Source organism: Streptosporangium sp. G12 (assembly GCF_052983175.1).
This window is the reverse complement of record NZ_JBRIQO010000035.1, coordinates 15079-41265: the sequence shown is the minus strand read 5'-3', so window position 1 is coordinate 41265 and position 26187 is coordinate 15079. Positions and strand designations below refer to the sequence as shown.

The 26187-nt window shown below is 72.5% G+C and carries 22 protein-coding genes and 2 pseudogenes; 10 read left to right on the top strand and 14 right to left on the bottom strand.

Translation table 11 applies throughout. The features are described 5' to 3' along the window. Positions 1-106: 106 nt before the first annotated feature. The 4 genes from ACVCAG_RS39345 to ACVCAG_RS39330 all read right to left on the bottom strand — a co-directional run bounded on the left by ACVCAG_RS39345 (position 107) and on the right by ACVCAG_RS39330 (position 2430). Entirely contained in the window at positions 107-454 is a 348-nt protein-coding gene (locus tag ACVCAG_RS39345) for a hypothetical protein (RefSeq protein WP_440088031.1), read from the bottom strand. A gap of 257 nt (positions 455-711) precedes the next feature. Beyond that, positions 712-846: a hypothetical protein gene (locus ACVCAG_RS39340; RefSeq protein ID WP_440088030.1), complete on the bottom strand. Its 135-nt coding sequence runs from the start codon at positions 844-846 to the stop codon at positions 712-714. A gap of 327 nt (positions 847-1173) precedes the next feature. Beyond that, the gene (locus ACVCAG_RS39335; RefSeq protein WP_440088028.1) at positions 1174-1737 is read right to left on the bottom strand and encodes a hypothetical protein; all 564 of its coding nucleotides are present in this window, start codon (positions 1735-1737) and stop codon (positions 1174-1176) included. Positions 1738-2043: 306 nt separating this feature from the next. Beyond that, positions 2044-2430, bottom strand: coding sequence for a hypothetical protein (locus ACVCAG_RS39330; protein ID WP_440088026.1), 387 nt, complete (start codon positions 2428-2430; stop codon positions 2044-2046). A 126-nt stretch (positions 2431-2556) separates the two neighbouring features. Here ACVCAG_RS39330 and ACVCAG_RS39325 point away from each other — a divergent pair, with 126 nt between their 5' ends. The 6 genes and pseudogenes from ACVCAG_RS39325 (at position 2557) to ACVCAG_RS39300 (ending at position 7001) form a co-directional block, all read left to right on the top strand. Continuing rightward, positions 2557-3057, top strand: a complete 501-nt coding sequence (locus ACVCAG_RS39325; protein ID WP_440088024.1) for an SMI1/KNR4 family protein — start codon at positions 2557-2559, stop codon at positions 3055-3057. 206 nt (positions 3058-3263) lie between these two features. Continuing rightward, a pseudogene (locus tag ACVCAG_RS39320) lies at positions 3264-3362 on the top strand (IS5/IS1182 family transposase); the annotation flags it as partial. Positions 3363-3502: 140 nt separating this feature from the next. Next, the gene (locus ACVCAG_RS39315; RefSeq protein WP_440088022.1) at positions 3503-4012 is read left to right on the top strand and encodes a GNAT family N-acetyltransferase; all 510 of its coding nucleotides are present in this window, start codon (positions 3503-3505) and stop codon (positions 4010-4012) included. A gap of 78 nt (positions 4013-4090) precedes the next feature. After that, positions 4091-5050 carry a phytanoyl-CoA dioxygenase family protein gene (locus ACVCAG_RS39310; protein WP_440088021.1) on the top strand — a complete coding sequence of 320 codons (960 nt, stop codon included), beginning with the start codon at positions 4091-4093 and terminating at the stop codon, positions 5048-5050. 196 nt (positions 5051-5246) lie between these two features. Continuing rightward, entirely contained in the window at positions 5247-5741 is a 495-nt protein-coding gene (locus tag ACVCAG_RS39305; protein ID WP_440088019.1) for a hypothetical protein, read from the top strand. Positions 5742-5855: 114 nt separating this feature from the next. Further along, positions 5856-7001 carry a helix-turn-helix domain-containing protein gene (locus ACVCAG_RS39300; protein ID WP_440088018.1) on the top strand — a complete coding sequence of 382 codons (1146 nt, stop codon included), beginning with the start codon at positions 5856-5858 and terminating at the stop codon, positions 6999-7001. Positions 7002-7297: 296 nt separating this feature from the next. On the opposite strand, the gene ACVCAG_RS39295 is transcribed toward ACVCAG_RS39300, so the two are convergent. The 7 genes from ACVCAG_RS39295 to ACVCAG_RS39265 all read right to left on the bottom strand — a co-directional run bounded on the left by ACVCAG_RS39295 (position 7298) and on the right by ACVCAG_RS39265 (position 15933). Beyond that, complete coding sequence (locus ACVCAG_RS39295; RefSeq protein ID WP_440088017.1) at positions 7298-9286, bottom strand: BTAD domain-containing putative transcriptional regulator; 1989 nt, start codon at positions 9284-9286, stop codon at positions 7298-7300. A gap of 128 nt (positions 9287-9414) precedes the next feature. Continuing rightward, complete coding sequence (locus ACVCAG_RS39290; protein WP_440088016.1) at positions 9415-10068, bottom strand: GAF domain-containing protein; 654 nt, start codon at positions 10066-10068, stop codon at positions 9415-9417. Beyond that, positions 10052-10879: a S8 family serine peptidase gene (locus ACVCAG_RS39285; protein WP_440088014.1), complete on the bottom strand. Its 828-nt coding sequence runs from the start codon at positions 10877-10879 to the stop codon at positions 10052-10054. The genes ACVCAG_RS39290 and ACVCAG_RS39285 overlap by 17 nt, the downstream gene beginning before the upstream one ends. Beyond that, positions 10876-13884, bottom strand: coding sequence for an adenylate/guanylate cyclase domain-containing protein (locus tag ACVCAG_RS39280; protein ID WP_440088012.1), 3009 nt, complete (start codon positions 13882-13884; stop codon positions 10876-10878). The genes ACVCAG_RS39285 and ACVCAG_RS39280 overlap by 4 nt, the downstream gene beginning before the upstream one ends. A 12-nt stretch (positions 13885-13896) precedes the next feature. Beyond that, positions 13897-14085 carry an aroma-sacti cluster domain-containing protein gene (locus ACVCAG_RS39275; RefSeq protein ID WP_440088010.1) on the bottom strand — a complete coding sequence of 63 codons (189 nt, stop codon included), beginning with the start codon at positions 14083-14085 and terminating at the stop codon, positions 13897-13899. Next, entirely contained in the window at positions 14075-15265 is a 1191-nt protein-coding gene (locus ACVCAG_RS39270; protein WP_440088095.1) for a radical SAM protein, read from the bottom strand. The genes ACVCAG_RS39275 and ACVCAG_RS39270 overlap by 11 nt, the downstream gene beginning before the upstream one ends. Beyond that, entirely contained in the window at positions 15265-15933 is a 669-nt protein-coding gene (locus tag ACVCAG_RS39265; protein WP_440088009.1) for an iron-containing redox enzyme family protein, read from the bottom strand. The genes ACVCAG_RS39270 and ACVCAG_RS39265 overlap by 1 nt, the downstream gene beginning before the upstream one ends. Positions 15934-16067: 134 nt before the next feature. Here ACVCAG_RS39265 and ACVCAG_RS39260 point away from each other — a divergent pair. From ACVCAG_RS39260 to ACVCAG_RS39245, 4 genes and pseudogenes are all read left to right on the top strand, one after another. Continuing rightward, positions 16068-17231 (top strand): annotated as a pseudogene (locus tag ACVCAG_RS39260) (RNA-guided endonuclease InsQ/TnpB family protein); the annotation flags it as partial. Positions 17232-17476: 245 nt separating this feature from the next. Beyond that, positions 17477-18430, top strand: coding sequence for an ATP-binding cassette domain-containing protein (locus ACVCAG_RS39255; RefSeq protein WP_440088007.1), 954 nt, complete (start codon positions 17477-17479; stop codon positions 18428-18430). A 106-nt stretch (positions 18431-18536) separates the two neighbouring features. Continuing rightward, complete coding sequence (locus tag ACVCAG_RS39250) at positions 18537-19394, top strand: ABC transporter permease (RefSeq protein ID WP_440088006.1); 858 nt, start codon at positions 18537-18539, stop codon at positions 19392-19394. A 2-nt stretch (positions 19395-19396) separates the two neighbouring features. Beyond that, the gene (locus ACVCAG_RS39245) at positions 19397-22234 is read left to right on the top strand and encodes a helix-turn-helix transcriptional regulator (RefSeq protein WP_447191339.1); all 2838 of its coding nucleotides are present in this window, start codon (positions 19397-19399) and stop codon (positions 22232-22234) included. On the opposite strand, the gene ACVCAG_RS39240 is transcribed toward ACVCAG_RS39245, so the two are convergent. The 3 genes from ACVCAG_RS39240 to ACVCAG_RS39230 are packed head-to-tail and all read right to left on the bottom strand — an operon-like array spanning position 22145 to position 26180. Beyond that, entirely contained in the window at positions 22145-23974 is a 1830-nt protein-coding gene (locus tag ACVCAG_RS39240; RefSeq protein WP_440088003.1) for a radical SAM protein, read from the bottom strand. The genes ACVCAG_RS39245 and ACVCAG_RS39240 overlap by 90 nt on opposite strands. Further along, positions 23971-25272 carry a polysaccharide pyruvyl transferase family protein gene (locus ACVCAG_RS39235; protein ID WP_440088001.1) on the bottom strand — a complete coding sequence of 434 codons (1302 nt, stop codon included), beginning with the start codon at positions 25270-25272 and terminating at the stop codon, positions 23971-23973. The genes ACVCAG_RS39240 and ACVCAG_RS39235 overlap by 4 nt, the downstream gene beginning before the upstream one ends. Next, positions 25269-26180, bottom strand: coding sequence for a radical SAM protein (locus tag ACVCAG_RS39230; protein ID WP_440087999.1), 912 nt, complete (start codon positions 26178-26180; stop codon positions 25269-25271). The genes ACVCAG_RS39235 and ACVCAG_RS39230 overlap by 4 nt, the downstream gene beginning before the upstream one ends. Between the last annotated feature and the right edge of the window lie 7 nt (positions 26181-26187).

The window sequence follows — 26187 nt, the reverse complement described above, 5'->3', positions numbered from 1 at the left end:
CAAGGCGGTCCGGCACAGGCCGGAGCGGCTGAGGGAACGGCCGGGAGCCAGCAGGCCGGAGCGGCTGAGGGAACAGGCCAGAGCGGCCGGGAGCCGGCAGGCCGGATCAGCTCAGGCGGGCCAGCAGCCGCAGGCTCCGCTCCTCCAGGTAGGCGAGGCCGAGCCGCCGGTGCGTCTCGGCCGCCTCGCGGGCGTGCTCCCGGGCCCGGCCGGCCGCGCGGGAGGCGTGTTCCACCGCCTTGGCCGCGCCGCCGACCCTGACGGCCGCGGCGAAGTGGTGGGCCAGCGTGGCGGGCTCGGTGCCCGGCCTGGTCTCCAGGCACTCGCCCGCAAGCAGGTGCAGCCGGGCCCGCGGCAGGCGGCCGAGCCCGGACAGCAGCGCGTCGCGCACCAGGGCGTGGGAGAAGCGGTAGTCGGGGCCGCCAGGCGGTTCGGCCAGCAACCCGCTCGCCACCGCCGGTTCCAGATCGCCACCAGGGCACGCTGCTTCCTGGTGCCGAGGTCGAGCGGGTCACCGGCCTCGCCGGCGACCTCCAGCGGACCGAACAGCCGGAAGGTCAGGCTCGTCGGCATGAGTTTTCTTTCGTCATGGCAGCCGGAAGGCTACGTTCCCCACCGTCATTTCCGCTGTGGTCTCCGCAGTGCGCAAGCGGAAAGGGAGACCGCACGCCAAGGACTGGACAGGCGGGGGCCACGGACCCACGCTCCACCTCAGCGGCCTGACGGTCGGTGAGATCCGCTGCGGAGTCGAGCGTCCTCGGTCACCTCCAGCACGAACTTGCCGGTCACCAGGGCGTTCACCTCGGGCTGCTCCAGGCCGATCGCGATGTTCTCCGGGTACAACATGAGTTGAGGCTGTGATTCACCACAGGAGGGCCCATGATCCCGGTTGTGTCGCACGCGCGGCGAGTTCGGCCGGCGACACCACGGCCGTCAGTCCACTGCTGACGCCGGCTCGGATCAGGGCGAGGACGCCGTGAGGCTCACCTACTCGGGCTCGTCGGTGGGCGCGGCCTCCCGGCGCTCCTCGGGTGTGGTCACGAAGCTGCCCATGCCGGGCTCGGTGCGGATCAGGCCGTTGCGGGATGATCCCCCTACTCTTGATCGTTTCGCATATGCTCCGCATCGGTTGGCCACTCGGGCGAACTCATGACGAGTGACCGGCATGGGGTCTTATAAATTCGGTGCAGCCGGCGTCCAGAACTGGAACACCACTTCTTCCAGGCTGCCGGGCCCGTCGCCGGCGTTGTCGTCCCCGTCGTCGTCGGCCAACGGGTCCCAGCCGTCGAGGTCGACGTCATCTTCGGGATCGTGGTCGACGAGCTTGCGCAGGATGACGCGGACCCGCCACTCAACGCCCGTCGCACCGAGGTCGAAGACACGATGGTCCTCTCCCGGATCCACGATCTCCGTCGCGTACACCCGCCCCCGGCTTGCATGGAACGGCCCTGTCCACGTTTTGGTTTGAACGGCTCCGACCTCGAAGCGCGGCTCTGGCGGTGGACCCTCCCACAGCTCAAACCGCACGGCCAGGGTGTGCGAGTCGAACGACGACCTTATGCAAAGCCGAAAGTGTGGTTGATACTCCACCCAATCGCCATAGGCGTTCGGATCCTGTGGCGGGGCGTCGTCCGGGATGCTTCCAGCGCCGTCCTCGTTCATGAGACTGAAGGTTCCGTATTGCGCGCCGACGACATCGTCCATCGTCAGCAGCAGCCGGGACGTGGGGGCAGCCACGAGAGACTCCTTTTGGCGGTGAGAGGGGCTCGGCAGTGACCCTAACGACTTGATCGACACAGGCTTCAAGACATGGCTCTCTCGGGCCATCGGCGGACTGAACGAAGTGATCTTCTGATCCGTAGCCAGTTCGAGATCGTCCACCGGCGTCCACAGGTGTCAGCAAGCCCTGCTCAGAGCCATCTCACACTTGATCGTCTTCTGTGGACGTCCACTCACGTCCAGAGATGTTGTCAGCAACAGCGTTAGCACGATCGACCAGACCTCGGCTGTCCCGAGACGGCTGCTGGTTCTGCCTCCCGGCGGTCACCCGTCCCGCTGAACCGCGGGCACGAAGCCGCCCAGGGCCTTCTCGCCTTCGGCCATGACAGCCCAGTCGTCCACCGCACTGCGCGAGTCGACGACCAGCACGACCGCACCACCGGCACGGTCCACGGCCTCCAGCCATGCGAAGCGCTCCTCGGCCTCCTCGGGACCGACGATGCCTTCGACGAAGATCCCGGAATCACCGGGACCGTCGACCACCGAGGCGGTCAGACCGGCGAGGAGCTGCCAGCCCTCACACGGCAACGGCCTGCCCGCGTCGAGCCGGAGAACGGGAAGCCGCTCGATCGGGCCGGTCGAGACGAGAACCAGCATCGGTACGGCGCCACCGAGGTAGCTGACGTCCTCTCGAGGAATGTAGAGCGGCATTCGGCGAGTATCGCACCACCCCGCCCGTGGCGGGATGCCGAGGCACGCCGCCCGAAACCGAGCGCAGCCACCTGCTCTTCGCCGCCGTTAGCCTGTGCGCGTTGAGACCTTCGGCAGGGAGAAGTCATGCGATCGGACATCGGCCTGGATGAGATGGCCGCTGAACTCTCCCGGCTCGCTGATCTCTCAACGGCTGTTCCTCTGCCGGAATCCGAGGTTGTGGCCCTTGAGGAAGTGATCGGCGCGCCGCTTCCTGACGAGTTCCGGTCGTTCCTGCTGCGATTCGGCCGGGGAGTCTCTCCCGGTCGCCTGCTCGACCTGCATCGGATCGTGGAAGAGACCCAACGGGAGCGTGGGTACTTCCGGGAGGAACCCGAGGTCGCCGCCTACCCGTGGGAGCCCTTCCCGGTGACCCGGGATGATGTGCGGCAACTGCGGCGCCTCGCAGGCGACGGAGCAGACCCCACCCTGTCGATGGACAAGCCCTCGCCCGGAACCATGTTCCTGTGCAGCCATGGATGCTCGTGGATCAGCATGCTCGCCATGAACGGTGAGTACGCCGGCACCGTCTGGCTCACCGAGATGGGATGGGTGAAGGACATGGACTGGTGGCCGTCGGCCCCCTGAAGGGATGTCGAACCGTCGGGCCGTCTGCACGGGGGTTGGAGCGAACCGGTGCCGTTCCTGGACTGGTACATGCGCTGGACACGGCAGATCGTCAGCCGACATCGACGCTCGCGACAGCCTGACTTGCGTTGATCGCAGAGGCGTTCGTTCTTCCTCGCGCAGGCGAACTCCCGCGCCTTGGTCCACTTCATACCACCTGATCCGTCGGTCGTCCGCGCACCCGCCCGGGCGCGGTGGCCGCCGGCAAGGTCTACTCTTCTCGCGCCAACCGCACCTATCTGCGCCGACGTCACATCCAGGCCGTCGGTGTCAGGTGTCCTGATCTCCGTTGAGGACGCGGGTCACCCACTCCGGCCAGGCCTTCTCTTTCGGATCGCCCTCACGGGTGTGCGGTAGGTTGCCCGCCATGGCTGAACTCGGTCCCGTCGCCTGGCCACCTGCCCCGATGAGAACTGAACGGCTCGTGCTCCGTGAGCCCGAGGCCCGGGACCGTGCGGCGCTCATCGAACTGTTCACCTCGTCCGAGGTGGGCACCTACATCGGTGGCCCTCGGCCGCGTGATGAGCTCGAACGTGCGTTGCCCGCCGTGCCCAGGCGGCGCCCCGGCCTTTTCGCGGTCGACCTCGACGGGGCGATGATCGGCATCATAGAGATCGACCGGCGCGACGCCGAGCGTCCGGGTCACGTCCGCCCGGATGGCGGTGAGGCCGAGCTCGGCTACATGTTCTTGCCGGAGGCGTGGGGCCGCGGGTACGCCGCCGAGGCGTGCGCGGCGGCACTCGACTGGGTCACCGGCGCGCTTCCCGGCGAGCCGGTGGTACTCAGCACCCAGACCGCCAACGACCGCTCGATGCGCCTCGCGGCGAAGCTGGGGTTCACCGAGGTGGAGCGGTTCGAGGAGTACGGCACCGAGCAGTGGTTCGGTGTGTGGTCCTCGGTCACGCCGTCCGGTTGAGCCCGGCAGGGGCGGCCGCCCACCTGCTCCGGGGAAAACGGGCTGCACGAGACGGCCACGGCGGTGCATGGTGTGTCAGTGGATCTCAACGACGCGGCACGCGCCTGGCGCACGCACGGGTTCGTCGTCCTTCCAGGATTCATCCCCGCCGACGAGCTGGCGCCGGCCGCGGGCGAGCTGGGACTGCTCTTTCCCTCCGCCGAAGGATTCCACGGCGGCGGCGACGCACGTCGTGAGCGCTTCCTGGGCGACGAGTTCGCCGGGATCGACGCCTTTCCCTTCGCCGGCGTCGAGCTGAGCCTTCTGGCGGTGCACCCGCGTCTGTCGCGGCTGGCCGAAGCCTTGCTGGAAGATCAGGACATTCGGATCTACTCTGCCGAGGCCTGGGCGAAATACACCGGTGCCGCCGACTACGACCAGGTCATGCACCGGGATTATCTCAACCACACCATCCTGGTGCCCAGCGACACCCCCGGCTGCCGGCAGCTGGAGATGTTCGTCTACCTGGCAGACGTCCCCGACGAGCTCGGGCCGCCCCATCTCGTCTCCCGCACCCACACCGCCGATCTGCCGGCCAGACCCAACTGGTATCCGCGCGACGACGCCGCCGGCAGCGAGAACGGGTTCGTCCGCACCGGCGGCAGCCCGGAGCTCTACGAAGCAGAGGTGTCGGCCGCCGGGCCGGCGGGGACCGTCGTCGCCTTCCAGCTCGGCACCTTCCACCGGGGCACGGCACTGACCGCCGCGCGAGGCGCCCGTTACAGCATGCATGTGAACTACCGGCCGGCCGGTGCCGAGTGGGGTCAGCGTCAAGCCTGGGCCGATCGCAGCCACGAGCCCGCCTGGTACCGGTTCGTCGAGCGGGCCTCGCGACGCCAGCTCGAGCTCTTCGGGTTCCCGCCGCCCGGTCACGCCTTCTGGACACCCGACACGCTCGCTGCCATGGCGCTTCGGTATCCGGGCCTCGATCTGTCGCCCTGGCGCGAGGCGATCCCATCCCCGCCGGAGTCCGGCACCGCGGGCGCCGGCTTGACGTAGGTGCCGTCGTGGCGGGTCGGCAACTCCTCCAGGAGGGCGTCCAACCTGGCGCCGACGGACTCCACGTCGTAGGTGGCGGTCGCCAGAGCGCCCCCGGCCGGCCGGTGACGCGGATGAGGGCGGCGGCGAGGCCGGCGTTGGTGCGCGGCTTGACCAGCAGCCCGTCGGCCTTGTCGGTGACCATCTCCTCGGGACCGTGCGAGCCGTTGAAGCCGACGATCGCCGGCCCCCTGGCATCGCCTCCAGGATCGTCGTCATGGGGAGGCCCTCGCGGCGGGGGCCGGGCGGAACCGGGGAGCTGCTGACCGACCTGGACGACGCGGTCGCGGCGACGTTGCTGGCCGCGCCGATCGAACCGCTGCTGAGCGTGCAGATCCGCCACCTCGGCGGCGCCCTGTCCCGTCCGGCCGAGGACGGCGGCGCCTGCGGGCACCTGGCCGAGCCGTACCTGCTGGCCATGTTCGGCCTCACGCCCTCGCCCGAGGCCGCCGGCGCCGTACGGGCCCGCCAGGACGGGATCACCGGCACGCTGGTCCCGCGGACCAGCGGACGCAAGCCCTACACCTCGCTGAGCCCCGGTGAGCGGGCCGCGGCCGCGTTCCCCGGTGACGTGCTGGCCCGGCTGCGCGACGTCAAGCGCTCCCGCGACCCGCACGGCCTCATCCGCGCCAACTATCCGGTGCTGCGCTGACCGGCCGTCCGACCCGCTGTCCGGTATGCCCTTTATGGTGTTTCATGCGCGGTGTGAGCCGTCTGATGTGCGCTGTTCTGGCCGGGAACGCGGGCGGCGACCTAGTGTGGAGCCGTGCAGGGACTACTGCTGCGACTGTCGGCGCTCGACTCCGACGCGGAGAGCGCCGTCCGCGTCATCGCCTATTTCGACGTGCTGGTACGGAACCACGCCGGCGTCCCGGTACTGCTCCAGGCCACCGCGCGCCTGGCGCACTGCCCGGTCGGGCTCGTCGACGCGGTCACCGGCGGGCGGACGCGGGTCGTTCCCGGCGGGGTGCCCGAGCCGTGCGACGAGCCTCCCGGCCCGGCGATCCACCGCCGGCTCGGCTCGGAACTCGGCGCCGTGTGGATGGAACGCGGGGGGACGGCGCACGGCCTCGACGAGATCGTCCTGGAGCGCTTCGCGGGCGCGGCGGAGGTCACCCTGGAGCGGGCCGCCGCCCAGGCCCGGGCAGGCACCGACCCCGCCCTGGTGGAGCTGGTCCTGTCGGCCGACGCCGGCGAGGCCGAGCGGGCACGCGCCCTGCGGCTGCTCGGCTTCGCCCCCGCCGACCCCCTCCAGGTGCTCGCCGTGCTCGCCGACGACGACCGGGAGGGCCGCGACGGGGCCGCCGTGGCCGCCCGGCTGCGGGGCGCCGACCGCCACGTCCGCGCCGCCCGGCTGGGTGACACCGTGGCGCTGCTGGTCGGCCCGGCGATCGACGGGCCCGGCGAACTGCCCCGGACACCGGACACCTGGCGCGTCGGCGTCGGGCCGGAGACGCGCGGAGCCGGGGCCGCCGAATCCTGGGCGGCGGCCCGAACCGCCCTGCGCTTCACCGGCCCGCACCCTGCGGACCGGGTGGTCGACTGGGCCGATCTCGGCGCGCTGGCCCTGTTCGCCACCCACGTGCCGGACGAGGAGATCGCCGCCCTGCCCGACGTGCGAGCCGTCGAGGAGCTCGCACGGCGGCCGTACGGCGCCGAGGCGCTGGAGGCGGTGCGCGCGTTGTGCGCCGAGGGCACGGTGCGCCGGGCCGCCGTCGCCGTGCACCTGCACCACAGCTCGCTGGCCGCGCGCATCGCACGGGCGGAGGCCGTCCTCGGCTTCTCCCTCGCCGACTCCGCGGGCAGGCTCCGGGCTCACCTGGCCATGCGGCTGGTACGCCTGCGTCCCTCCGCCGGCGAAACAGGGCCCGGCGCGGCGCGACCACCTTCCCGGCGGCGGCCAGGCGGCTGATCTCCGCCTCGGGGATCATCGCGTCGAAGCCGTGGAAGGCCGCGGGCGGAGGCGGAGCCCGGTGGGGACGCCCCGACCGCACCGGTCGGTGATTCCGAGGCCGGAAAAGCGGGACGGGCGGAGTGAGCGAGATGGGCAAAAGGGATGCCGGAATTTTCGGTCCTGGAAAAATTCCCTTTACCGGTTCTCCCGAGCATCCCGGCATTTCGGCTTCCCGCGGAGTGGCCGCCGAGGCTCGGCCCGTTAAGGGAAATACGGGAAGACCTTTTAGGGGCCCTTTTGTATTTGACGCGCTTTTATCGGGTCCGGGAATCGGTCACCGGGCCCGGCCGGGTGCGGGCACGCGCCCTGCGGAGCCGCCTCTCGGCCGCCGTGCGCTGAGTCGCGGACTCCTCCCGTTCCAGCCGCTCCCGCGCGTACAGGCGCAGCCAGTCGGCGATCAGGTAGACCGGAGAGGGCCGGGACTCCGCGGTGACGGCGTGGGCCTCGACCAGCTTGTCGGCGACGCCCGCGGCGAGCCGAGCGTCGGAGCCGATCAGCGCCGCCAGGTCGTCGACGGTGAACTCGCCGGTCGGCAGCGCGCCCAGGCGCCGCAGCGAGGCCCACAGGTCGGGCCCGAGGTCGCGCTCGTAGGTGGCCGCGCACGCGCGCATCGACAGGTCGTCCACCGACAGCTCGTCCAGCAGCGAGTGCTCGTCGGCGAGGCGGTCGGCGAACAGGGGGAGCAGGACGTGCCGGGAGGCGGCCAGCCGCGCTCCGGCGATGCGGACGGCGAGGGGCAGGTTGCCGCAGGTGCCGACCACGCTCAGGGCCGCCGTAGGGTCGGCGTCGACGCGCTCCGCGCCGGCGGTCCGCCGCAGCAGCTCTACACCCTCCTCGGGGGTGAAGCCCTCCAGCGCCACGTGGTGCGCCGACTCCAGGGCGCTCAGGCGCCTCCTGCCGGTGATCAGTACTCCGTTGTCGCCGGTGCCGGGCAGCAGGGGCCGTATCTGCGCAGCGGTCGACGCCTCGTCGAGGATGAGCAGGATGCTGCGCTCCGCGAGCCAGGCCCGGCAGGCGGCGACCCGCTCGCCGGCCCGGCGCGGCGGGTCGCCGTCGAAGCCGCAGGTGCGCAGGATCTCGGCCAGCACGTCGGGAATCGAGCGCTCCCGGCCGCCCGCCGTGCGCAGCCGCACGAAGAGCTGTCCGTCGGGGAAGCGCTCGCGAAGCAGGTGGGCGGCGTGCACCGCCAGCGCCGTCTTCCCCGTTCCCGCCGGGCCGGAGATCACCACCGGCGGGCTGTGCCGGCGGGCGCGGAAGACGTCGAGGATGTCCTGGACGGTCTCGCGGCGGCCGGTGAAGTCGGCCAGGTCGCGGGGGAGCTGGCTGAGGTGGGCGATGACGTCATGGCCGTTGCCGGTCGAGGAGCGCGCCCTGAGCAAGGCCGCGCCGTTGCGCCGCGGGCCGCCGACCAGCGTGGCGCCGAGGTGCTGCGGGCCGCCGGAGGGCGGGCTGTCCAGGGACGGGGCGCCCGCGAGGATCGCCCGGTAGAGCCGTTCGAGGACCGGGCTGGGCTGCAGCCCGAGGTCCCTGGCCAGTGTCTGGCGCATGTCCTCGTACTGCGCCAGGGCCTCCGACTGCCGCCCGCAGCGGAACAGCGCGATCATCTGCGTGCTGCGCAGCCGCTCCCTGAGCGGATGGCTCCGGACGTTCTCCTCCAGAGAGTCGATGATGTGGGCATGGTGTCCGAGGATGAGCTGCGCCTCCGCCCAGTCCTCGTAGACCGACATGCGCTCGCTGTGCAGCCGCGAGAGCTCGTCGCTGATCAGCGGCACCTGCGCCATGTCGGGCAGGGGGTCGCCCCGCCAGAGTTTCAGCGCCTCGTGCAGCAGGTCCACCGCCTTGGTGATCTCGCGGTCGCGCAGGTACTGACGGCCCCTGCGTGCCAGGGTTTCGTAGTCCAGGATGTCGAGGTGCTGCGGGCCGAGCCGCAGCTGGTAGCCGGGGGGGCGGTAGGTCAACCGGTCGCGGTTGGCCGTCCCGAGCACGTTCTTGCGCAGCGCGGACACGTAGACCTGGACGTTCTTCAGAGCGGTCCGGGGCGGCTCCTCGCTCCACGCCGCCGTGCTGAGCTGGTCCACCGGCACGATCCTGTTGGCGTGACAGAGCAGCAGGGACAGGAGCACGCGTTGCTTGAAGGGCCCGAGTGGAACCAGACTGCCGTTGCGGCGGGCCTCGAGAGGGCCGAGCACGGCGAAGGTGGTTTCTCCCGCCTCTGCCTCCTCACGCACTGCGGTTGCACCCACGGCGGAATTCTCCATTGACTGGTCAGGCGACTTCGGAAGGCTAATCGGGTTTCGTGAGGCGGCCTCATGGAATTGTCATGATATATGCGCTTTAGTATTAGTAAATGGGTGAATACTGCCTGAATTGGTCAGGTCTGGTTGTCAACCAGGAGCTCGTGAAGCGAGCCGATCAGGCGCAGTCCGGCCTGCCGTCTTTCCGCGGTCCCGCCCGCCAGCGCGGAGACGATGGACACGAGGTCGCCGAACTCGGCTCCGGTGCCGTCCAGGACCCGCCGGGCGTAGCGGTTGCGCTGCACGATCCGCAGCGCCGCCGAGGCCTGCGAGGCGAAGAGCGTCAGCAGTGCCAGCTCGTCGATGCTCGCCCGCGCCTGCGGGTGGGGGTCCAGGACCTCCAGGACCCCCAGCGCCTCGTCGTCGTGGACGAGCGGCACCGCCATGAGCCCGCCCGGCACGTACGCGGTCGACTCGGCGATGTCGCGGGCGAACACGGTGCTCGCCGAGAGGTCGTCGACGATCAGCGCGTCCCTGGCGTTCAGCACCCACCCGGCGATGCCCCGCGTGGCGGGGAAGCGCCGCCCGACGAGCACCTGCTCGCCCTCGCCGGAGACCGCCTCGAAGACGAGGTCCCCGTGCTCCTCGTTCACCAGGAAGATCGAGCTGGCCTTGGCGCCGAAGATCACGCGCGCCGTGTCGACGATCGACTGGAGCAGGAGCCGGTGTTCCCTCTCCGAGCCGGCGACCGCGGCGGAGATGGCCGCGACCATCTCACCGTTCCCTGTCATCGGGCCTCCTCACGTTCTGAGCGGTCAGGTACATGACGGTCTTCACCTGGAAGGGCGTCAGCCCGGGGTGCTTGCTCAGGATCAGCGCGCACCGGGCCGCGACGTGGGGGGTCGCGAAGCTGTTCCCGGTGCACCGGGTGCTCCCGCCGCCGGGCCAGGCCACCTCCACGTCGGATCCGTGGGCGAAGAACTCCACGGGCGGGCGGGGGTTGTAGAGGATCAGGCCGGGATCGTCCTCGGCGTGGCTGCCCACGGAGATCACCGACGAGAACCGCCAGGGGAAGCTCTCCACCGGCAGGTTGTGCGCGGACGCCACGAGCACCGTCCGCCGGAAGTAGGCGAGATCGCCGAGCTCGCGCAGCGGCTCGGCCAGGTGTCTCCTGTTGGTCGACAGGCTCAGGCTCACCACGTCGAACTCCTGCTCGATGGCCCAGCGAAGCCCGGTGACGAGGGCGTCGCCCGTTCCCGAGAACCCCGCTCCCAGCACCTGGACGCTGTGCAGCTCGCACCCGGGCGCGATCGAGCGGATGATCCCGGCGCACGCCGTCCCGTGCCCGCAGCTGTCGGCGCCGTCGCTCTCCCGCACGACGGCCTTGCCGTCCGGGCCCGTCACCACGGCGTGGGTCGCGTGCACCGGGGCGAGCATCGGATGGTCACGGTCGACCCCGCTGTCCACGACGCAGACCCGCACGCCGCGCCCGGTGGCGTCCTGCCACGCCCACTCCGGGGTGACGGCGGCGTTGCCCGCGGCGGACACGGTGATGTCGTCCTCGGCACCGAGCCGCCACGTGAGGTCCGGGGGGGCGGTCATCGCCGCACCGCCGACGCCCAGCCCTTGCCGACCAGGTGTCCTTTGGCCGCGAATTCGGCCGCCGCGCCGCGCGCGGCCGCCCCGCTCTCCTCGTACGCCCCCAGGAGGGCGAGGCTGCGGGCGTTGCCGAGTAGAACGGTGGCGCGGCAGGTGGGGGAGTCGGTGCCGCGGGCCTCGCGCAGGGCCAGGTCCATGAGCTCGCGGGAGGGGGCCCCGGCCCCCCGGGCGGCGAGCACCTCGGCCCGGATCGCGTGCAGCTCGGCCGTGTTCATCGGCGCGTCCCCCGGCGAGCCCTCCAGGGCCGTGCCCGCCCACCGCTCGGCGCCGGCCAGGTCCCCCCGGCGCAGCAGCGTGCCGGCCAGATCGCGTGAGGCGGTGACCAGGAGCTGGGCGTCGCCGAGCGCCTCTGCCCTGGCGCACGCCCGGAGCAGCAGGTCCCCGGCGACGTCCCAGCGTCCGGCCAGCGACTCGACGGCCGCGGAGAAGATCGGCATGAACGCGTCGGCGTACGCGTGCCGCAGGTCGGCGAAGGACCGCTCGGCCGCCGCGAGGGTGGCCCTGGCCTCGTCGAACTTCCCCCGCGTGGCCAGCAGGACCGCCAGCGGGCAGCGGACGACGGCACGTACGGTCCCGCGGTCCCGGCCGTGCGCGGCCAGCAGGTCGCGGCACCGGGAGATGGCGACGGGGGCCGGCTCGGGGCCGAGCCAGAGGGAGGCGGCCATGTTGCCCAGGATCGTCGCGCGTTCCAGCTCGGCGCCGGACCGCACGGCGTACCCCAGGGCGCGCTGCAGCATCCCCCTCGTCTCGGCGAACCTGCCGCGCCCCTGAGCCTCCTGGGCGACCATGGTCCAGGCCCTGGCCAGCCCCAGGTCGTCGCCGGCCGTCTCGAAGACCGGGATGGCCCGGCGCGCGACCTCGAAGGATCCCGCGGGGTCGAAGTGGCTCAGGTAGAGCGAGGCGTGCGCGGCCACCAGCGCGTCCGCGTCGCCCGTCGCGCGTTCCAGCACCTCGGTGAGCAGCAGCCGCCCCCGCTCGACGTCGCCCAGGGTGATCGCGGTCTCCGCGACCCGCCCGCTGATCTGCGGCCAGCCGGGATGGGCGGGCCCCAGCAGCTCCGCACCCCTGCTGAGCAGCTTCTCCGCCCTGGACAGGTCACTCCTGCGCAGCGCGAGGGTGCCCGCCCCCGACAGCCGGGCCGCGGCCGCGCCGCTCAGCCGCACGGTGTGGTCGTCGGGCGGGCCCAGGTCGGCGCGGTGCCGGTAGGCCCGCTCCAGGTGCGTGCCGACGGCCTCGTCCCCGGCCTCTCCCACGGCCAGCCAATCGGCGAATCTCTCGTGCAGCTCGGCCCGCCGGCGCTTGGCCATGCCGCCGTACACGACCTCCTGGATGAGGCCGCTGGCGAACCGGAACGTCGCCTCCGTGCGGTGCTCGACGAAGGACTTGCGCCCGAGCTCCTCCAGCAGCTCGTCCGGCTCGTCGGCTCCCGAGACGGCCCGCAACTCCTCGACGCTGAACTCCCTGCCGACCACGGTGGCGCACTCCAGCATCGCCCTGGCGTCGGGCCCGAGCCTGTCGACGCGGGCCGCGATGAGCGCGTGCACGGTCAGGGGCAGGCCGTGCGGCTCCCCGCCGTCGCCGAGCATGGCCACGAGCTGCTCCAGGTACAGGGGATTGCCCTCGGCGCGCTCGGCGATCCGCTCCAGCAGGGTGCCGTCGTGTGCCGTCACCTCGGCCAGCTGGGAGACCAGGAGCCGGGAGTCGGCCGGTCCGAGCCGGGGCAGGGCCAGCCGGGAGGCGGGCTGCCAGTCCGGCATGCGGTCGAACAGGTCGGAGCGGGCCACGCACAGCACCATCATCGCGGTGTCACGCAGCTCCTCGGCGAGGTCGCCGAGCATGTCGAAGACCGGGCCGTCCGCCCACTGCACGTCGTCCAGCACGATCAGCACGTATGTGGAACGCCCCAGGCTTTCCAGGACGCTGCGCAGGGCCCAGGAGGTCTCCTGCGGGGAGGGATTGGGGGTGCCGTCCTTCAGAAGGCCGTCGCGGAGCACGGCCAGGGCCTCGGGGTCGGGCGTGCCCACCGTCACCAGCTCGCGCACCGCGTCGGCCACCCCGAGCAGCGTGCCGCCCGCGCCGTACGGGCGGCAGCGGCCGGAACCGACGAGGACGCCCCGCTGCCCCGCGCGCTCGGCCCACAGCCGCGCCAGCCGGGTCTTCCCCACCCCGGCCTCGCCGTGCAGGGTCACGATGCGGCAGTGACGCCGGCTGATGATCCCGTCGAGGATGCCGTCCAGCTCGTGCAGCGGCTCCCTCCTGTCGACGAACGGGATGTCGAACCGCCGGATCGCCGCCGGGTCGTCGGAGCGCATCGAGTCCAGCCGCCAGGAGACGACCGGACGCCGCTTGCCGCGCAGCTCCAGGGGCCCGACCGCGACGCCCACCGCGGAGGGGCCCACCAGGCGCCACGTCTCGGGCCCGAGCAGGATCTCTCCCGGCCCGGCGAGCTGCTGGAGCCGGGCGGCGGCGTTCACCGTCTCGCCCGCGACGAGCGCCTGATCGCCGTGGGCGTGACCCGAGGTGACGACCTCGCCGGTGTTGACGCCGATGCGGGCCCTGAGGCGGATCCCCAGGTCGCGTTCGAGGTCGTCGTTGAGCCGTTCGAGCGCCGCCTGCATGTCCACCGCCGCTCGGGCGGCGCGCAGCGCGTCGTCCTCGTGCAGCTCCGGGACGCCGAAGACGGCCATGACGGCGTCGCCGATGAACTTCTCCACGGTGCCGCCGTGCCAGGCGAGCTGGTCGCGCATGATCGTGAAGTAGCGGATCAGGACCGCGCGGAGCGACTCGGGGTCCAGGTGCTCGCTCAGCGCGGTGGACTCGGCCAGGTCGCAGAAGACCACCGTGACGATCTTGCGCGCCTCCGCCGCCGGCGCGATGAGGCGCGTGCCGCACGACGGGCAGAACCGGGGCGGCCCCGGCGTCTCGGCCAGGCAGGAAGGGCATCGCATGATCGTCCCCGATCAGAACAGGAGTCCGCCGACGATGTGGGCCTCGACCTCGGGGGCGCTGTCCCTCAGCCGCTCGTGGATGGAGGCCAGGAGAGCGACCTCGGCCTCGCTCAGCGCGAGGACGACCTCGCGCTGCTCAGGGCTGACGAGAGTGAGGTCGATCCCCGCGCGGGCCAGTTCGTGAACAGGGTCAAAAGTCATGGTCCCTCTCAGGGTGGCCGAGTGACACGAGGTCGTCGTAGGGAGGGCATCCGTACCGCCTGGCGAACCCCGTGCCGCCGCCGGCCAGCTGCAGGTCGCGGACCTGCCGCTCCATGAAGGCGGCGGCGGGCGTCGGGGCGGGGGGCGGCACGTCCAGCTTCCGGCAGGTCTCGCAGTACCCCCGCTCCGGCGGGGCGCCGGCCAGCCAGAGCGGACCGTACGTTCTCAGGGCGCGCAGCACGCCGGACTCCAGGCAGCGCCGCCTGACCGTGCCCCAGTCGTCGGTGCCCGCGTGTCCCAGGCGCAGGTGACGGGGGACGGGACGGTGGTCGACGACGTCCTGGTTGCAGCACGCGGTGATCGTCCCGTCGAACCCGACGGTCGGCCAGGCGGCCATCGCGCACGGCAGCGCGCTCCCGGCGGTTGCGGTTCCGGCGGGCGGGCCGGCTTCCGGGGCCGTCACCGCTCCGGCGGCCCCGGCGGGCGCCGTGCGCGAGGCGGTCCCGGCCGGTGGGCCGGGCACGGCCTCGCTCCCCGTCGCCGTGGGGAGCGAGGACAGCGAGGGTATGGCGAGCGCGGCGGTGCGGGCCCGGCCGACGGGCCCCACCCGGCCCACCAGCATCGGCACCCGGTCGCCGAACTCCCGCCGGATCGCCGCGGTGACGTCGCGCAGGTAGGGGTCGCCCGGCCCGGTCCCCGTGACGTGGAAGCTGAGGTCCTTGCCCCGCGCCAGCAGCGCCCGCATGACCGCGAAGACGCTCTCCCGGGGCACCTGCTCCTCGTGGAAGGCGTCCAGGCTGGCGGAGAAGTGGTCGGCCGCGTCGATCGCCGCGTCGATCGCGGGAGGGATCCGGACCGCCTCGCCGGAGGCGGGGGGCACCCGGGGGGCGAAGAACATGCCCGACAGGATCATCGTGCGGGCACCGCCGCGGGCGGCGGTCTCGGCCAGCGAACGGGCCAGGCGGGGCCGGAGCAGCGGCTCGCCCCCGGTGAGCATGACCAGCCGAGGCCCGTCCCCCGGCGCGAACGTCCCGGCGAAGCGCTGGAAGATCTTCCCGGGGTGTTCCTCGGAGGCGGGCAGCGAGCCGGTCGAGCAGTGGCGGCAGCGCAGCGGGCACCGCCGCGTGATCGCCATGAGCACCGCGGCGGCGGGTACGGGGCGCAGCGCCAGGATGTCCATCAGGTGCACGAGAGCACCTCGGCGGGCTCGCCGGCCAGCTCGCGCAGCAGCTCGGCCGCCGCGCGCACGGTGTGCAGGGCGCTGGTCCCGACGGCGTCCTGCCGCTCCCGCACCGCCGGCAGGCCGTCGAGCATCCGGTCGAGGTCCTCACGGTGCCCGGGGTCCAGCGCGGCGTGCCGCCACAGCGTGCGGAACGCCGCCCGGGGGTGTCCCGTACTCCGCTCGATGTGTTCGAGCAGCGCGGGGGAGGGGGCCTCGCCCTCGAGCACCGCGATGTACCCGAGCAGGGCGACGGGGTGGTGGTGCAGCACCCAGTAGTACTGGGCCCCGACGAGCCCGGCCACCGACGGGGGCGGCGTGCCGCGCAGCGCGTCCTCCGCAGAGGGGTCGATCAGCGCCAGGTCCTCCAGCAGCCAGTCGTCGTGGCCGGCCTCCTCCTCCGCGTGCCGGTCCAGATATCCGGCCAGCTCCGTCTCGCCCAGCTCCGCGGACCTGGCCGCCGCGACCCGCAACAGCGGCACCGACGCCCTGATGACCATGTGCATCGCGCACAGGTAGTCGCGGTAGCGCCGTCGCGGGTCGGGAGCCCGCCACAGCGAGCTCCCCGCGCTCCGGAGCGCCGGACCGGTCAGGTCGATCTTCGCCCGCAAGGTGATGCTGGGTGTCATCGGATACCTCCAGCGCGGAGACCCCGGACTTCAGGCCAGAGAGGAAACGCGCCACTGTGCTGCACAGGGCCGAAATCGAATACACGCCCACAGTCACCTGATCTTGCGGCAGAGTATGAGGCGCGGCGCAGATCGTGAAGCGGGCGTTCAGGTTCCGCTTCTGCCCGACGAACGAGCAGGTGGCGGAGCTGTCTCGCACGTTCGGCTGCGTCCGCCTGGTTTACAACAAAGCCCTCGAAGACCGCACCCGCGCTTACATGCTGGAAGGCCGGAAGGTCTCCTATGCGCAGTCGTCGGCCGCGCTGACAGCGTGGAAGAAGACCAAGGAATTCCTCTTTCTGAACGAGGTGTCGTCGGTCCCGTTGCAACAGGCGCTGCGGCACCTGCAGGCGGCGTTCGCGAACTTCTTCGCCAAGCGCGCGAGGTATCCGACGTTCAAGTCCCGCAAGAAGTCCCGGCACAGCGCCGAGTACACCCGCTCGGCGTTCACCTACCGGGATGGTCGGCTCACGCTGGCGAAGATGGACGATCCACTGAACATCGTGTGGTCGCGTCCCCTTCCCGAGGGGGCGCATCCATCCACGGTGACGGTGACCAAGGGCGCGGCGGACCGCTGGTTCGTCTCCATCCTCTGCGAGGACACGATCCGGCCGCTCACCCCGACGACCGGCACGGTTGGCGTTGACGCGGGGATCACGGCGTTGGTGACGCTCTCCACCGGAGAGAAGATCGCCAATCCTCGGCATGAGCGATCCGACCGGCGCAAACTCGCCAGGGCTCAGCGCAACCTCGCCCGCAAGGAGAAGGGCTCGGCCAACCGCGCCAAGGCCAAACTCGCGGTCGCCCGCGTTCATGCCCGCATCAGTGATCGCCGCCGCGACCATCTGCACAAGGTCACCACGCGTCTCGTCCGTGAGAACCAAGCGGTCGTGATCGAAGACCTCGCCGTGCGCAACCTGGTGAGGAACCACAGCCTGGCCCGCGCCATCTCGGATGCCTCCTGGCGCCAGATGCGCACCATGCTGGAGTACAAAGCAGCCTGGTACGGGCGGGAGCTGGTCGTCGTCGACCGCTGGTTTCCCTCGTCGAAGCTGTGCTCGGCGTGCGGCACCATCCAGCAGTCCATGCCGTTGGGCGTCCGGGACTGGGTGTGCGCCTGCGGCGCCATCCACGACCGGGACGTCAACGCTGCGAAGAACATCCTCGCCGCCGGGCTGGCGGAGAGGTGAAACGCCTGTGGAGCTGGTGTAAGACCTCACAGAGTCCTCTCTGGCGGGCGACCGGCGATGAAGCAGGAACTCTCACGGGCGATCGTGGGAATCCCCCTCGTTTGCAAGAGGGAGGAAGTCAACGAGCTCCCGTCGTCTGAACGAAGTGTCGGCTCGGCCGGTTGGATAACGGTTGGAACCCGGTATGGAAATGCCTGATATCCACCCTGGACAGGGGTGGCGCGACGTCTCAAACCGGATTCCAACCATCGTCAAGGCGCGCCTTAACCGGGCGCTCCCACACTGGGCGCCACGTGCCGAAGAGGGAGCCGGACATGGCGGACGTCGCGGTCGAGACCAGCGAACTGCGCAAGACCTACGTGAGCTCGTCCAGGGTGACCGAGGCGGTGGCCGGACTCACCCTGCGGGTGCGAAGGGGCGAGCTGTTCGGCCTCCTCGGGCCCAACGGGGCGGGAAAGACGACGACGATCGGGATGCTCACCACCAGGATCGCCCCGACGGGCGGCGCGGCCAGGGTGGCGGGCGCGGACGTGGTGCGCGACCCCATCGCGGTCAAGCGCTGCATCGGTGTCGTGGCCCAGTACAACAACCTCGACCGGCAGCTCACCGCGGGCGAGAACCTGGAGTTCCGCGGCCGCTACGCCGGGCTGCCCGCGCGGGAGGCCAGGCGGCGGGCGGCCGAACTGCTGGAGCGGTTCGGCCTGGGCTCCCGCGCCGGGTCCAAGGTCACCGAGATGTCGGGCGGCCAGGCGCAGCGCATCATGATCGCGCGGGCGCTGATGCACCGGCCGGACATCCTCTTCCTCGACGAGCCCACCTCGGGCCTGGACCCCCAGACCCGGGTGAACCTCTGGGACATCCTGCGGGAGATCCGCGACGGGGGCCAGACGGTCGTCCTGTCGACCCACTACATGGAGGAGGCCGAGGAGCTCTGCGACAGGGTCGCGATCGTCGACCACGGGACGGTCCTGGCCTGCGGGACGCTCTCCGAGCTCAAGACGTCCACCAGCCTGCGGACCGTGCTGACCCTGACCTACGACGGCGACCCGGAGAAGATCGTCGCGCAGGCCGGGCGGCTGGCGGGCGTCGCGGGCGCCGAGGTCGCCGACAACCGGCTGCGCGTCTTCACCCCGGCCCCGGAGGGCGTTCTGGCCCTCCTGGTGAGCATGGGCCAGGACGCCGGGCTGGCGCTGGCCGACGTCCGGGTCGTCCGGCCCAGCCTCGAAACCGTGTTCCTCGCCCTGACCGGGCGGGAGTACCGGGATTGACCGCCTCCTCGCGGAAGACCTTCCGAACCACCCGAACTACGCGGCCACCGCGCCGCGGTTCCGCCCCGGGGCCAAGGCCCGGGGTCTCCACGCTCAAGGAGATTCGATGACGGCATCGACCATCGCGCCCCCGGCCGCGCCCCCGGCCGCGTCACGCCACTACGCGCGCACCTTCGGCGCGCTGCTCGCCCGCGACCTGCGGGTGCTGCGGCGGGACCTGCGCTCCTTCATGGCCCGAACCGTGGTACAGCCCGTCCTGTTCATCTTCGTCTTCGCCGTGGTCCTGCCGCGGATCGGGTACGGGGCGGGCCAGGGGCTCTCCGCGGACGGGCGCGCGGAGACGTTCGCCACGATCCTGGTCCCCGGCCTGGTCGCCTCGGGCATCGTGCTCCAGGGCATCTTCGCCGTGACGACCCCGCTGGTCATGGAGCTCTCGTACACCAAGGAGATCGACGACAGGGCGCTGGCCCCGATCCCCGTCTGGGTCGTCGGCGTCGAGAAGATCGTCGCGGGCGCGATCCAGGGAATGATCGCGGCGGTGGTGGTCTTCCTCGCGGTGCTTTTCGTGCACGCGCCGGGAGAGGCCCCGAACATCGACTTCGGGCGCTGGCCGCTGCTGGTCGCGGTCCTGGTGCTGTCGTCCCTCCTCACGGCCTGCATCGGCCTGCTCATCGGCACGCTGCTCCCGCCCCAGCAGCTCAGCACCCTGTTCGCGATCTTCATCGTCCCGCTCATGATGCTCGGCTGCGTGTACTATCCCTGGGCGGCCCTGGAGGCGATCCCGTGGCTGCAGACGGCCGTCCTGGCGAACCCGCTCGTCTACGTGAGCGAGGCGCTGCGCGGCGCGCTGAGTCCCGCCGTCCCGCACATGCCCGAGGTGGTCGCCCTGGCCGTCCTCGCCGCGGGAACGCTCACCACGGGGGCGCTGTCGCTGCGGTCGTTCTCCCGGCGTCTGGTGGCCTAGCGGTGGGCGGCGACCTGCCCCGGGACTGGTCCGGCGACCTCGTCGGCCGCGACGCCGAACTCGCCGGCCTGCGCGACCTGCTCGGTTCGGCGCGGCTGGTCACGCTCACCGGCGCTCCGGGGGTCGGCAAGACCCGGATGGCACACGCGTACACCCGCGCCTGGGCCGACGCCTATCCCGGCGGCGTCTGGTTCCGCGACCTGGCCGCCGGTTTCGACGGCCAGGTCGTCCCGGTTCCCCCCGGCCCCGGCCTCGCGGGCGGTCCCGGAGGCTCCGGCCTCGCGGATCTCGGCGTCGTCCCCGGCGAGGGGCCCTCGCTGCTCGTGCTCGACACCTGCGAACGGGTCGCCGACCGGTGCGCCGTGGTCGTCCCGGAGCTGCTCGGCACCCACCCGGGGCTCGGCGTGCTGGCCACGAGCAGGGAGCCGCTGGGCGTCCCCGGCGAGGTGACCTGCCGCCTCGCCCCGCTGGACGGGGTGCTGTCCGCCCGCCTGTTCGCCGAGCGCGCCGCCGCGCAGGGGCGGCCCGCCACCCCGGAGACCGCGGACGCGGTGCGGGAGATCTGCCGCCGCCTCGACGGCCTGCCGCTGGCCGTCGAGCTGGCCGCGGCCCGCTCCGTCATGCTGTCGCCGGCGCAGATCGCCGAGCGGCTCGACGACCCGCTCCGGCTGCTGGCCGGAGGGAACCGCACCGCCCATCCCCGGCACAGGTCGCTGGAGGCGGCGATCGGCTGGAGCCACGAGATGCTGCCCGGCGGCGAGCGGCTGCTGCTGCGCAGGCTCGCGGTGTTCGAGGACGGGTTCGTCATCGACGATGTGGAGGGGGTCTGCGCGGGCGCGGGCATCGGGCCGGACGCCGTCGTCGACCTGCTGGCCATGCTCGTGTCCAGGTCCCTCGTCGAGTGCGACACCGGTGGCGCCGTGACCCGCTACCGGCTGCTGCGGGTCGTGCGCGCCTACGCCCGGCAGGAACTGCGTGCCGGAGACGAGACCGAGACCGTGCGGGCGCGCCACGCCGAGTACTACGCGGCACTGGCCGAGCGGGCGGCGGAGGCGCTCGCCACGGGCGCCGCCGCGCCGCACCTGGAACGCGTCGAGGCCGCCTACGCCAACATGCGGGCGGTGCTGCGCTGGTGCGTGTCCGGAGGACCGACGACGGTCGGGGCGCGGCTGGCGAGCGCGCTGGAGACGTACTGGATCCTGCGGGGCCGCCCGCGCGAGGGGCGCGGCTGGATCGCCTCGCTGGTCTCCGCGGGCGGCGTGGTCCGCGCGGAGGTGCTGGCCGCCGCGGAGCTGAGCGGCGCGGTGCTCTCCTGCGCCCTGGGCGAGTACGCCGACGCCACGGACGCCTGCCGCCGGGCGCTGGCCATGTTCCGCGAGCTGGGGGACGAGGCCGGGCAGACGCGGGCGCTGGCGGTGCTGGCGGGCCTGCGGACGATGGGCGAGCCCGCGTCGGCGGGCCGCACCCTCACCGAGCTCGCCGCCCGGGGCACGGCCCCGATGGGCCACGCGTGGAGCGGCGTGCCCCTCTTCCTGCTCGGCCGCGCCCTTCTCGCCTCCGGCGACCTCGCCGGGGCCCGCGCGGCCCTGGAGCGGTGCGTCGCCGTCGGCCGCAGGCGCGGCTCGGAACTGAACCTGGAGATGGGCCTGCTCGCCCTGGCGCAGGTGGCCGTCTACCAGGGCGCGTACGCGGAGGCCGAGAGCGCGCTCGGCCAGAGTCTGGCCGCCGCCGACCGGATGGGCGACGTCTGGGGGAGGGCCGCGGTGCTCAGGGGGCTGGGGGAGGTGGCCGCCTGTCGCGGCCACTACGGACCGGCCAGGGAGCGGCTCGCCGAGGCGGTCCGCATCGCCCGCTCCGCGGACTCCCCGCCGCTGCTCGGGGACTGCCTCGACACGCTCGGCAGGATGCTGCTCGACGTCGGCGAGTACGAGGCGGCGCGGGAGGTGTTCTCGGAGGTCGTCGAGGTGGGCGAGCGGACCGCCGCCCGGCTGGCGGCCATGGGGCTGGCCGGGCTGGGCACCGCGATCCTGGGCTCCGGCGGTGCCTCCGCGGCCTCCGCGGCCCTCACCTTCGCCGAGGAGGCCATGGCGCGCGCCCGGGAGACCGACGACCGTCCGCTCGCCTGGCGCTGCCTGTTCACCCTCGGCAGCGTCACCCGGCGCGACGATCCGTCCCGTGCCGCCTCCGCGCACCACGCGGCGCTGCGGACCGGAGCCGCCATGGGGCTGCGCGCCCAGACGGCCGACTCGCTGGAGGCCATGGCCGGGCTCGCGGCCGGGCACCGCCGCCACGAGCACGCCGCCAGGCTGTTCGGCGCGGCCCAGTCGCTGCGCGACCGGCTGGGGCTGTCGCGGCCCCCGGCGGTGGCGCCGCAGCACGAGGCGGACCTGGCCGGGGTGCGGGCCGCGCTGGGCGCCGGCGGGTTCGCCGCCCTGTGGGAGGAAGGCGCCGGACTGGACGTCGGCCAGGCCGTCACCTACGCGGGGCGGGGCCGGGGGCCGCGGAGGGAGGGGGTCGGCTGGGCGGCCCTGACCAGGGCCGAGCGCCAGGTGGCCCTGCTGGCGTCCGGCGGGATGACCAACCGCGAGATCGGCGCGAAGCTGTTCGTGTCGCCCCGCACGGTGCAGGCCCAGCTGTCCAGCGTGTTCGCCAAGCTGGGCCTGTCCTCGCGCAGGGATCTGGCCCGCGAGTACGACTCGCGGGCCAGATCCCTGCGCGGCCGGGACCCCGGCTGGGACCCCGGCCAAGACTCAATCCTCCCCGCGCAGCGTGACGACCCCGGTGGCGTGCAGGATCCTGAAGGCGGAGTCACATACCTCACGGGTCAGCTCGGTGGCTGAGCCCGCCCGCGTCTTGTCCCGCCACTCGCCGACCGTGATCCCCGGGGCCGCCGCCTCGAAGGCCGCCAGCAGCGGCCCGCCCAGCGGGTAGCCCACGGCGCCGCCCCGGGGGAACAGGTAGCCCTGTCGCTCGCGGGCCAGCGCGTCGAAGGTCAGCGTGAAGTCGCGCAGCAGCAGGTGGACGGGGTGGTCCGCCCAGTGGACGGCGTCCGGCGTGACGCCCTCGACGAGCGCGTCGTCGGTGAGCCCCGGCGGGTCCTGCGCCGTCGTCGCCCGCTGGGCACGGACCGCGGCGTCCCAGGCGAGCCCGTCGAGCAGCAGGCTCCGCACCTCGGGCGGCAGGTCCGCCTCCTCGACGCGCGGCACCGGGTCGGCACCCGAGCCCAGGTCGAGGCGCTCGGCCCAGGCCGCGACGTCGCAGCCCGGGACCGCGATGAGGCAGCGCAGCAGCGTGGGCGCGGCGTCCTGGAGCGCCTCGACCCGCCCGGCGAAGACCATCGCCCGCTGGTAGTCCTCGGCGCTGAAACCACGCGACCGGACGACGAGCGGCGGCTGGAAGTCGAGGAACTCGATCCCGTACTGCTCCGCGTACTCGAAGAAGTCGGTCCCCGGGAAGGCCATCAACGGTGCGAAGTGCACCTTCTCCACGCCGCTCTCGTAGGCGAACCGTACGCTGTCGCGAACCTTGTCCGCGTTGTCGCCCGGCATGCCGATGATGATGTCCGCGGCCAGGGCGTGGTTGTGGTGGCGGCGGATGAGGGAGGCGGCCTGGGCGAACCGTCCCCGGTCGAACCTGCGGGCCGCCAGTTGCAGGGTGTCGGCGTCCGACGACTGGATGCCAAGGGTGATCACGCGGCACCCTGCGCGGTTCATCGCCCGCACGTAGTCGAGGTCGACGTGCTTGACGTCCGGGTAGACGTCCACCACCGTCCCCCGGTTGTGCTCGGCGACGATCTCGAAGATCTCCATGGCCCGGTGCCGTGAGATGCCCAGGTGCGCGTCGCACATCCGCAGGTAGGGGATGCCCCCGTCCAGCAGGTAGGCCAGCTCGCGCTCGATCCGCTCCATGGGGAACGCGCGGAGCTTGGGAGCGCTGTAGAGGCAGAACTTGCACTTCTGCCGGCACCCCCGGCCCGTCTCGTACGCCAGGACCGCGTCGGGCCTGCGCCGCAGGATCGGCTCCAGGGGGAGCCTGTCCGCGGTGAAGACCAGCGGCAGCGCGCCCAGGTCGACGTCGGGCGGGTCGTCGTTGTGCACGGGCTCGCCGCTGTCCCGCCGGGTGACGCCCGCCACCGCGCCCAGGTCGCCGTCCCGCGCCAGGGTCTCCAGCAGCCGCGGGTACGCCTCCTCGGCCTCGCCGCGCAGCACCAGGTCCAGCCACGGGTACTCGCGCAGCAGGTGGGCGGCCATCCGCCGGGAGTTGGCCTGGGCGCCGCCCCACACGACGCGGCAGTCCGGCAGGTGCCGCTTGACGATGCGCCCCATCCGGGTGAACTCGTCGTGGTTCCACACGAACGCGGAGAAGGAGATCACGTCCGGCCGGTAGTCGAACAGCCGCGCCATGAACGCGTTGTAGTGCCCCAGGTAGTCCTCGGCCAGGCTGCCCACGTCCTCGTGGAACCAGACCCGGTGCTCGACCTCCGACGGGGAGACCCGGTCGGCCACGGCCGCCCGGATCAGCTCCACCCCCAGCGAGAACCCGTCGTCGTTGGAGTAGACGAGTACGGCCTTCAGGGTCATGACGATCTCCCCAGTGTCACTCTCGGCCGGGCGGAGCGCAGTCCCTCGGCGAGCCGGTCGAAGGCGGCCGTCGCCCGCGCGTGCGTGTCCCGGTAGGCGGCCGCCTCGATCGGGTCGTCGTCCAGCGCGCGCTCCACGATCCCGAGGAGGTCCTCGGTGGGATGCGTGCCGTGGTGCGTCCAGTAGCGGTGCGCCATGCCCAGCTCGGCGGTGAGCTCGTGCAGCTTGCTCGTGCCGTTGCGGCGGCTCCAGAAGGGATCGACCGCCACGAACGGGGTCGCGCCGCGCAGCGCGAGGATCGCGCTGTGGTAGCGGGAGACGAGGACGAGGTCGCAGCGGGCGAAGGCCTCGGTGAGCTCGCCGGCCCCGGTGGACGCGCCGGACACGCCGCCGCCGTCGGAGACGCCGGGGAGGCGGAGCTCCCGGACGCGGGCGCGCGGCACCGCCCGGGCGAACCTGGCACCGGCCTCCTCGTCGCCGTAGATGTTGGGCACCGTGATGAACTCGATGTCGGCGAAGGAGGCCAGCTCGATCAGGGTGAGGCCCAGCTCCGTCACGAATCCCAGCGCCGCGGCGCGCTCCCCGGGTCCCGACGCCTCGGCCATGACCTGCTCCGGCGGCACGCACAGCGCAGGGTCGGCCGCGCCGCGCGCGGCGAGGTTGCGGCCGACGAGGTGGGTGACCAGCTGCGAGGTCACCCCCGGGGCGCCGACGGCGACACCGATCAGCGGACGGCGGCGCCGCCCGGTTCCGGCGGCCCGGGGCGGCGGCGGCTCCAGCGGCTCCAGAGCGAAGGCCGGGTCGGGGACGACCGTCGTGCCCGGCACGCCGGTCGCGGCGTCCATCCGCCGGGCCGCGGCCTCGCTGCGCACGGTCAGGTGGTCGATCCGCTCCCGGACCGCCCCCAGGTAGCCGCGCCAGTCGTCACGCGCGGGCGCCGGGGTGCCGTCCTGCAGGCCCACGCCGTGCCAGGCGACCCACACGCCCGGATCGAACGCCCCCGGGTCGGGTCCCAGGCAGAACACCTGCATGATCGGGTGCCGGAACGGCGGGCCGCTCCACAGGCCGCCCGCCATCACGACGGCGTCGAACGAACCCGCGCCGGGCCAGCGCCCGTCCCGGTCCACCCGGAGCGGCGCGGGGCCGCTCCCGGTGCTCCACGGGCAGAAGTGCCGGAAGGTGGCGTCCGGCAGGCGGCGTGACAGCTGGGCCTCGGTCACCGCCGCCAGCAGCCGGTCGCCGACGTTGGGCAGGCTGCCGCCCGCCCAGATCGCGATCCGCCGGGACACCCCGGTCACCCGCCGATGGGGGACGGCCGGCGCAGACCGAACTCTTCCCAGCCGCGTCGCTCGGAGTATTCGTTGTAGACGCCGCCGCACCGCGCCCGCAGCGGGCAGCCGTCGCAGGGCGGCCCGTACGAGCGCATCTCGTCGTCCATGAACGCGTCGTAGTCGTCCACGACACTGCCCTGGTACATCATCCGGATCGAGCGCGTCCCGTCCTCGATGGCCAGCTCCTCGTGCGGCGCGACCACGCACAGCGGGAAGCCCTCCAGCGTCAGCCGCGCCGGCGACGCGAGCATCATCTCGATCACCGGCAGCAGGTGCGTCCGGGTCTCGGCGACCGTGGGCGCCTGCATGTCCAGGGCGAAGAAGCCGCTGCCCACCGGGTGCAGGTTGGAGATGTTGACGTGGTCGACCCCCAGGTCGACGCAGAGCCGGCAGATGTCCATCAGCCGGCCCATGTTGAGCCGGGTGATGACGGTGTTGGTCCGCACCGCGACGCCCGACCGCTTGGCGTTGCGGATGCCCTCGATCGTCTCGTCGAACCCGCCCGGCGTCTGCGTCAGGCAGTCCTGGACGACCGAGGTGGAGCCGTGCAGCGAGACCACGAACAGCTCCACCCCGTTGTCGGCGAGACGCTGGGTGAACTCCGGGTCCTTCAGGCGCCGCGCGTTGGTCTGGATCTCCACGCGCGGGTACTCCAGCAGCCTGATCGTGCGCAGCAGGTCGAACAGGCGGGGGTGGATCGTCGGCTCCCCGCCGTGCAGGTTCACCGACGTGTAGTCCTGGCCGGAGTTCTCGACGAGGAAGCGGATCAGGTCCTCGTACTCCACGCTGTCGGACTTCGCCAGTGGCGATCCCACGACGCAGAAGCCGCACTTCTCGTTGCACAGGTCGGTCACGTGCATGCTCAGCTGTTTCATGTCCACC

Coding starts and splice junctions, on each gene's coding strand:
- ACVCAG_RS39340 (WP_440088030.1), bottom strand. CDS start 846: ATGTTGTACCCGGAGAACATCGCGATCGGCCTGGAGCAGCCCGAGGTG.
- ACVCAG_RS39330 (WP_440088026.1), bottom strand. CDS start 2,430: ATGCCGCTCTACATTCCTCGAGAGGACGTCAGCTACCTCGGTGGCGCC.
- ACVCAG_RS39325 (WP_440088024.1), top strand. CDS start 2,557: ATGCGATCGGACATCGGCCTGGATGAGATGGCCGCTGAACTCTCCCGG.
- ACVCAG_RS39315 (WP_440088022.1), top strand. CDS start 3,503: ATGAGAACTGAACGGCTCGTGCTCCGTGAGCCCGAGGCCCGGGACCGT.
- ACVCAG_RS39290 (WP_440088016.1), bottom strand. CDS start 10,068: ATGACAGGGAACGGTGAGATGGTCGCGGCCATCTCCGCCGCGGTCGCC.
- ACVCAG_RS39285 (WP_440088014.1), bottom strand. CDS start 10,879: ATGACCGCCCCCCCGGACCTCACGTGGCGGCTCGGTGCCGAGGACGAC.
- ACVCAG_RS39280 (WP_440088012.1), bottom strand. CDS start 13,884: ATGCGATGCCCTTCCTGCCTGGCCGAGACGCCGGGGCCGCCCCGGTTC.
- ACVCAG_RS39275 (WP_440088010.1), bottom strand. CDS start 14,085: ATGACTTTTGACCCTGTTCACGAACTGGCCCGCGCGGGGATCGACCTC.
- ACVCAG_RS39270 (WP_440088095.1), bottom strand. CDS start 15,265: ATGGACATCCTGGCGCTGCGCCCCGTACCCGCCGCCGCGGTGCTCATG.
- ACVCAG_RS39265 (WP_440088009.1), bottom strand. CDS start 15,933: ATGACACCCAGCATCACCTTGCGGGCGAAGATCGACCTGACCGGTCCG.
- ACVCAG_RS39255 (WP_440088007.1), top strand. CDS start 17,477: ATGGCGGACGTCGCGGTCGAGACCAGCGAACTGCGCAAGACCTACGTG.
- ACVCAG_RS39250 (WP_440088006.1), top strand. CDS start 18,537: ATGACGGCATCGACCATCGCGCCCCCGGCCGCGCCCCCGGCCGCGTCA.
- ACVCAG_RS39240 (WP_440088003.1), bottom strand. CDS start 23,974: ATGACCCTGAAGGCCGTACTCGTCTACTCCAACGACGACGGGTTCTCG.
- ACVCAG_RS39230 (WP_440087999.1), bottom strand. CDS start 26,180: ATGAAACAGCTGAGCATGCACGTGACCGACCTGTGCAACGAGAAGTGC.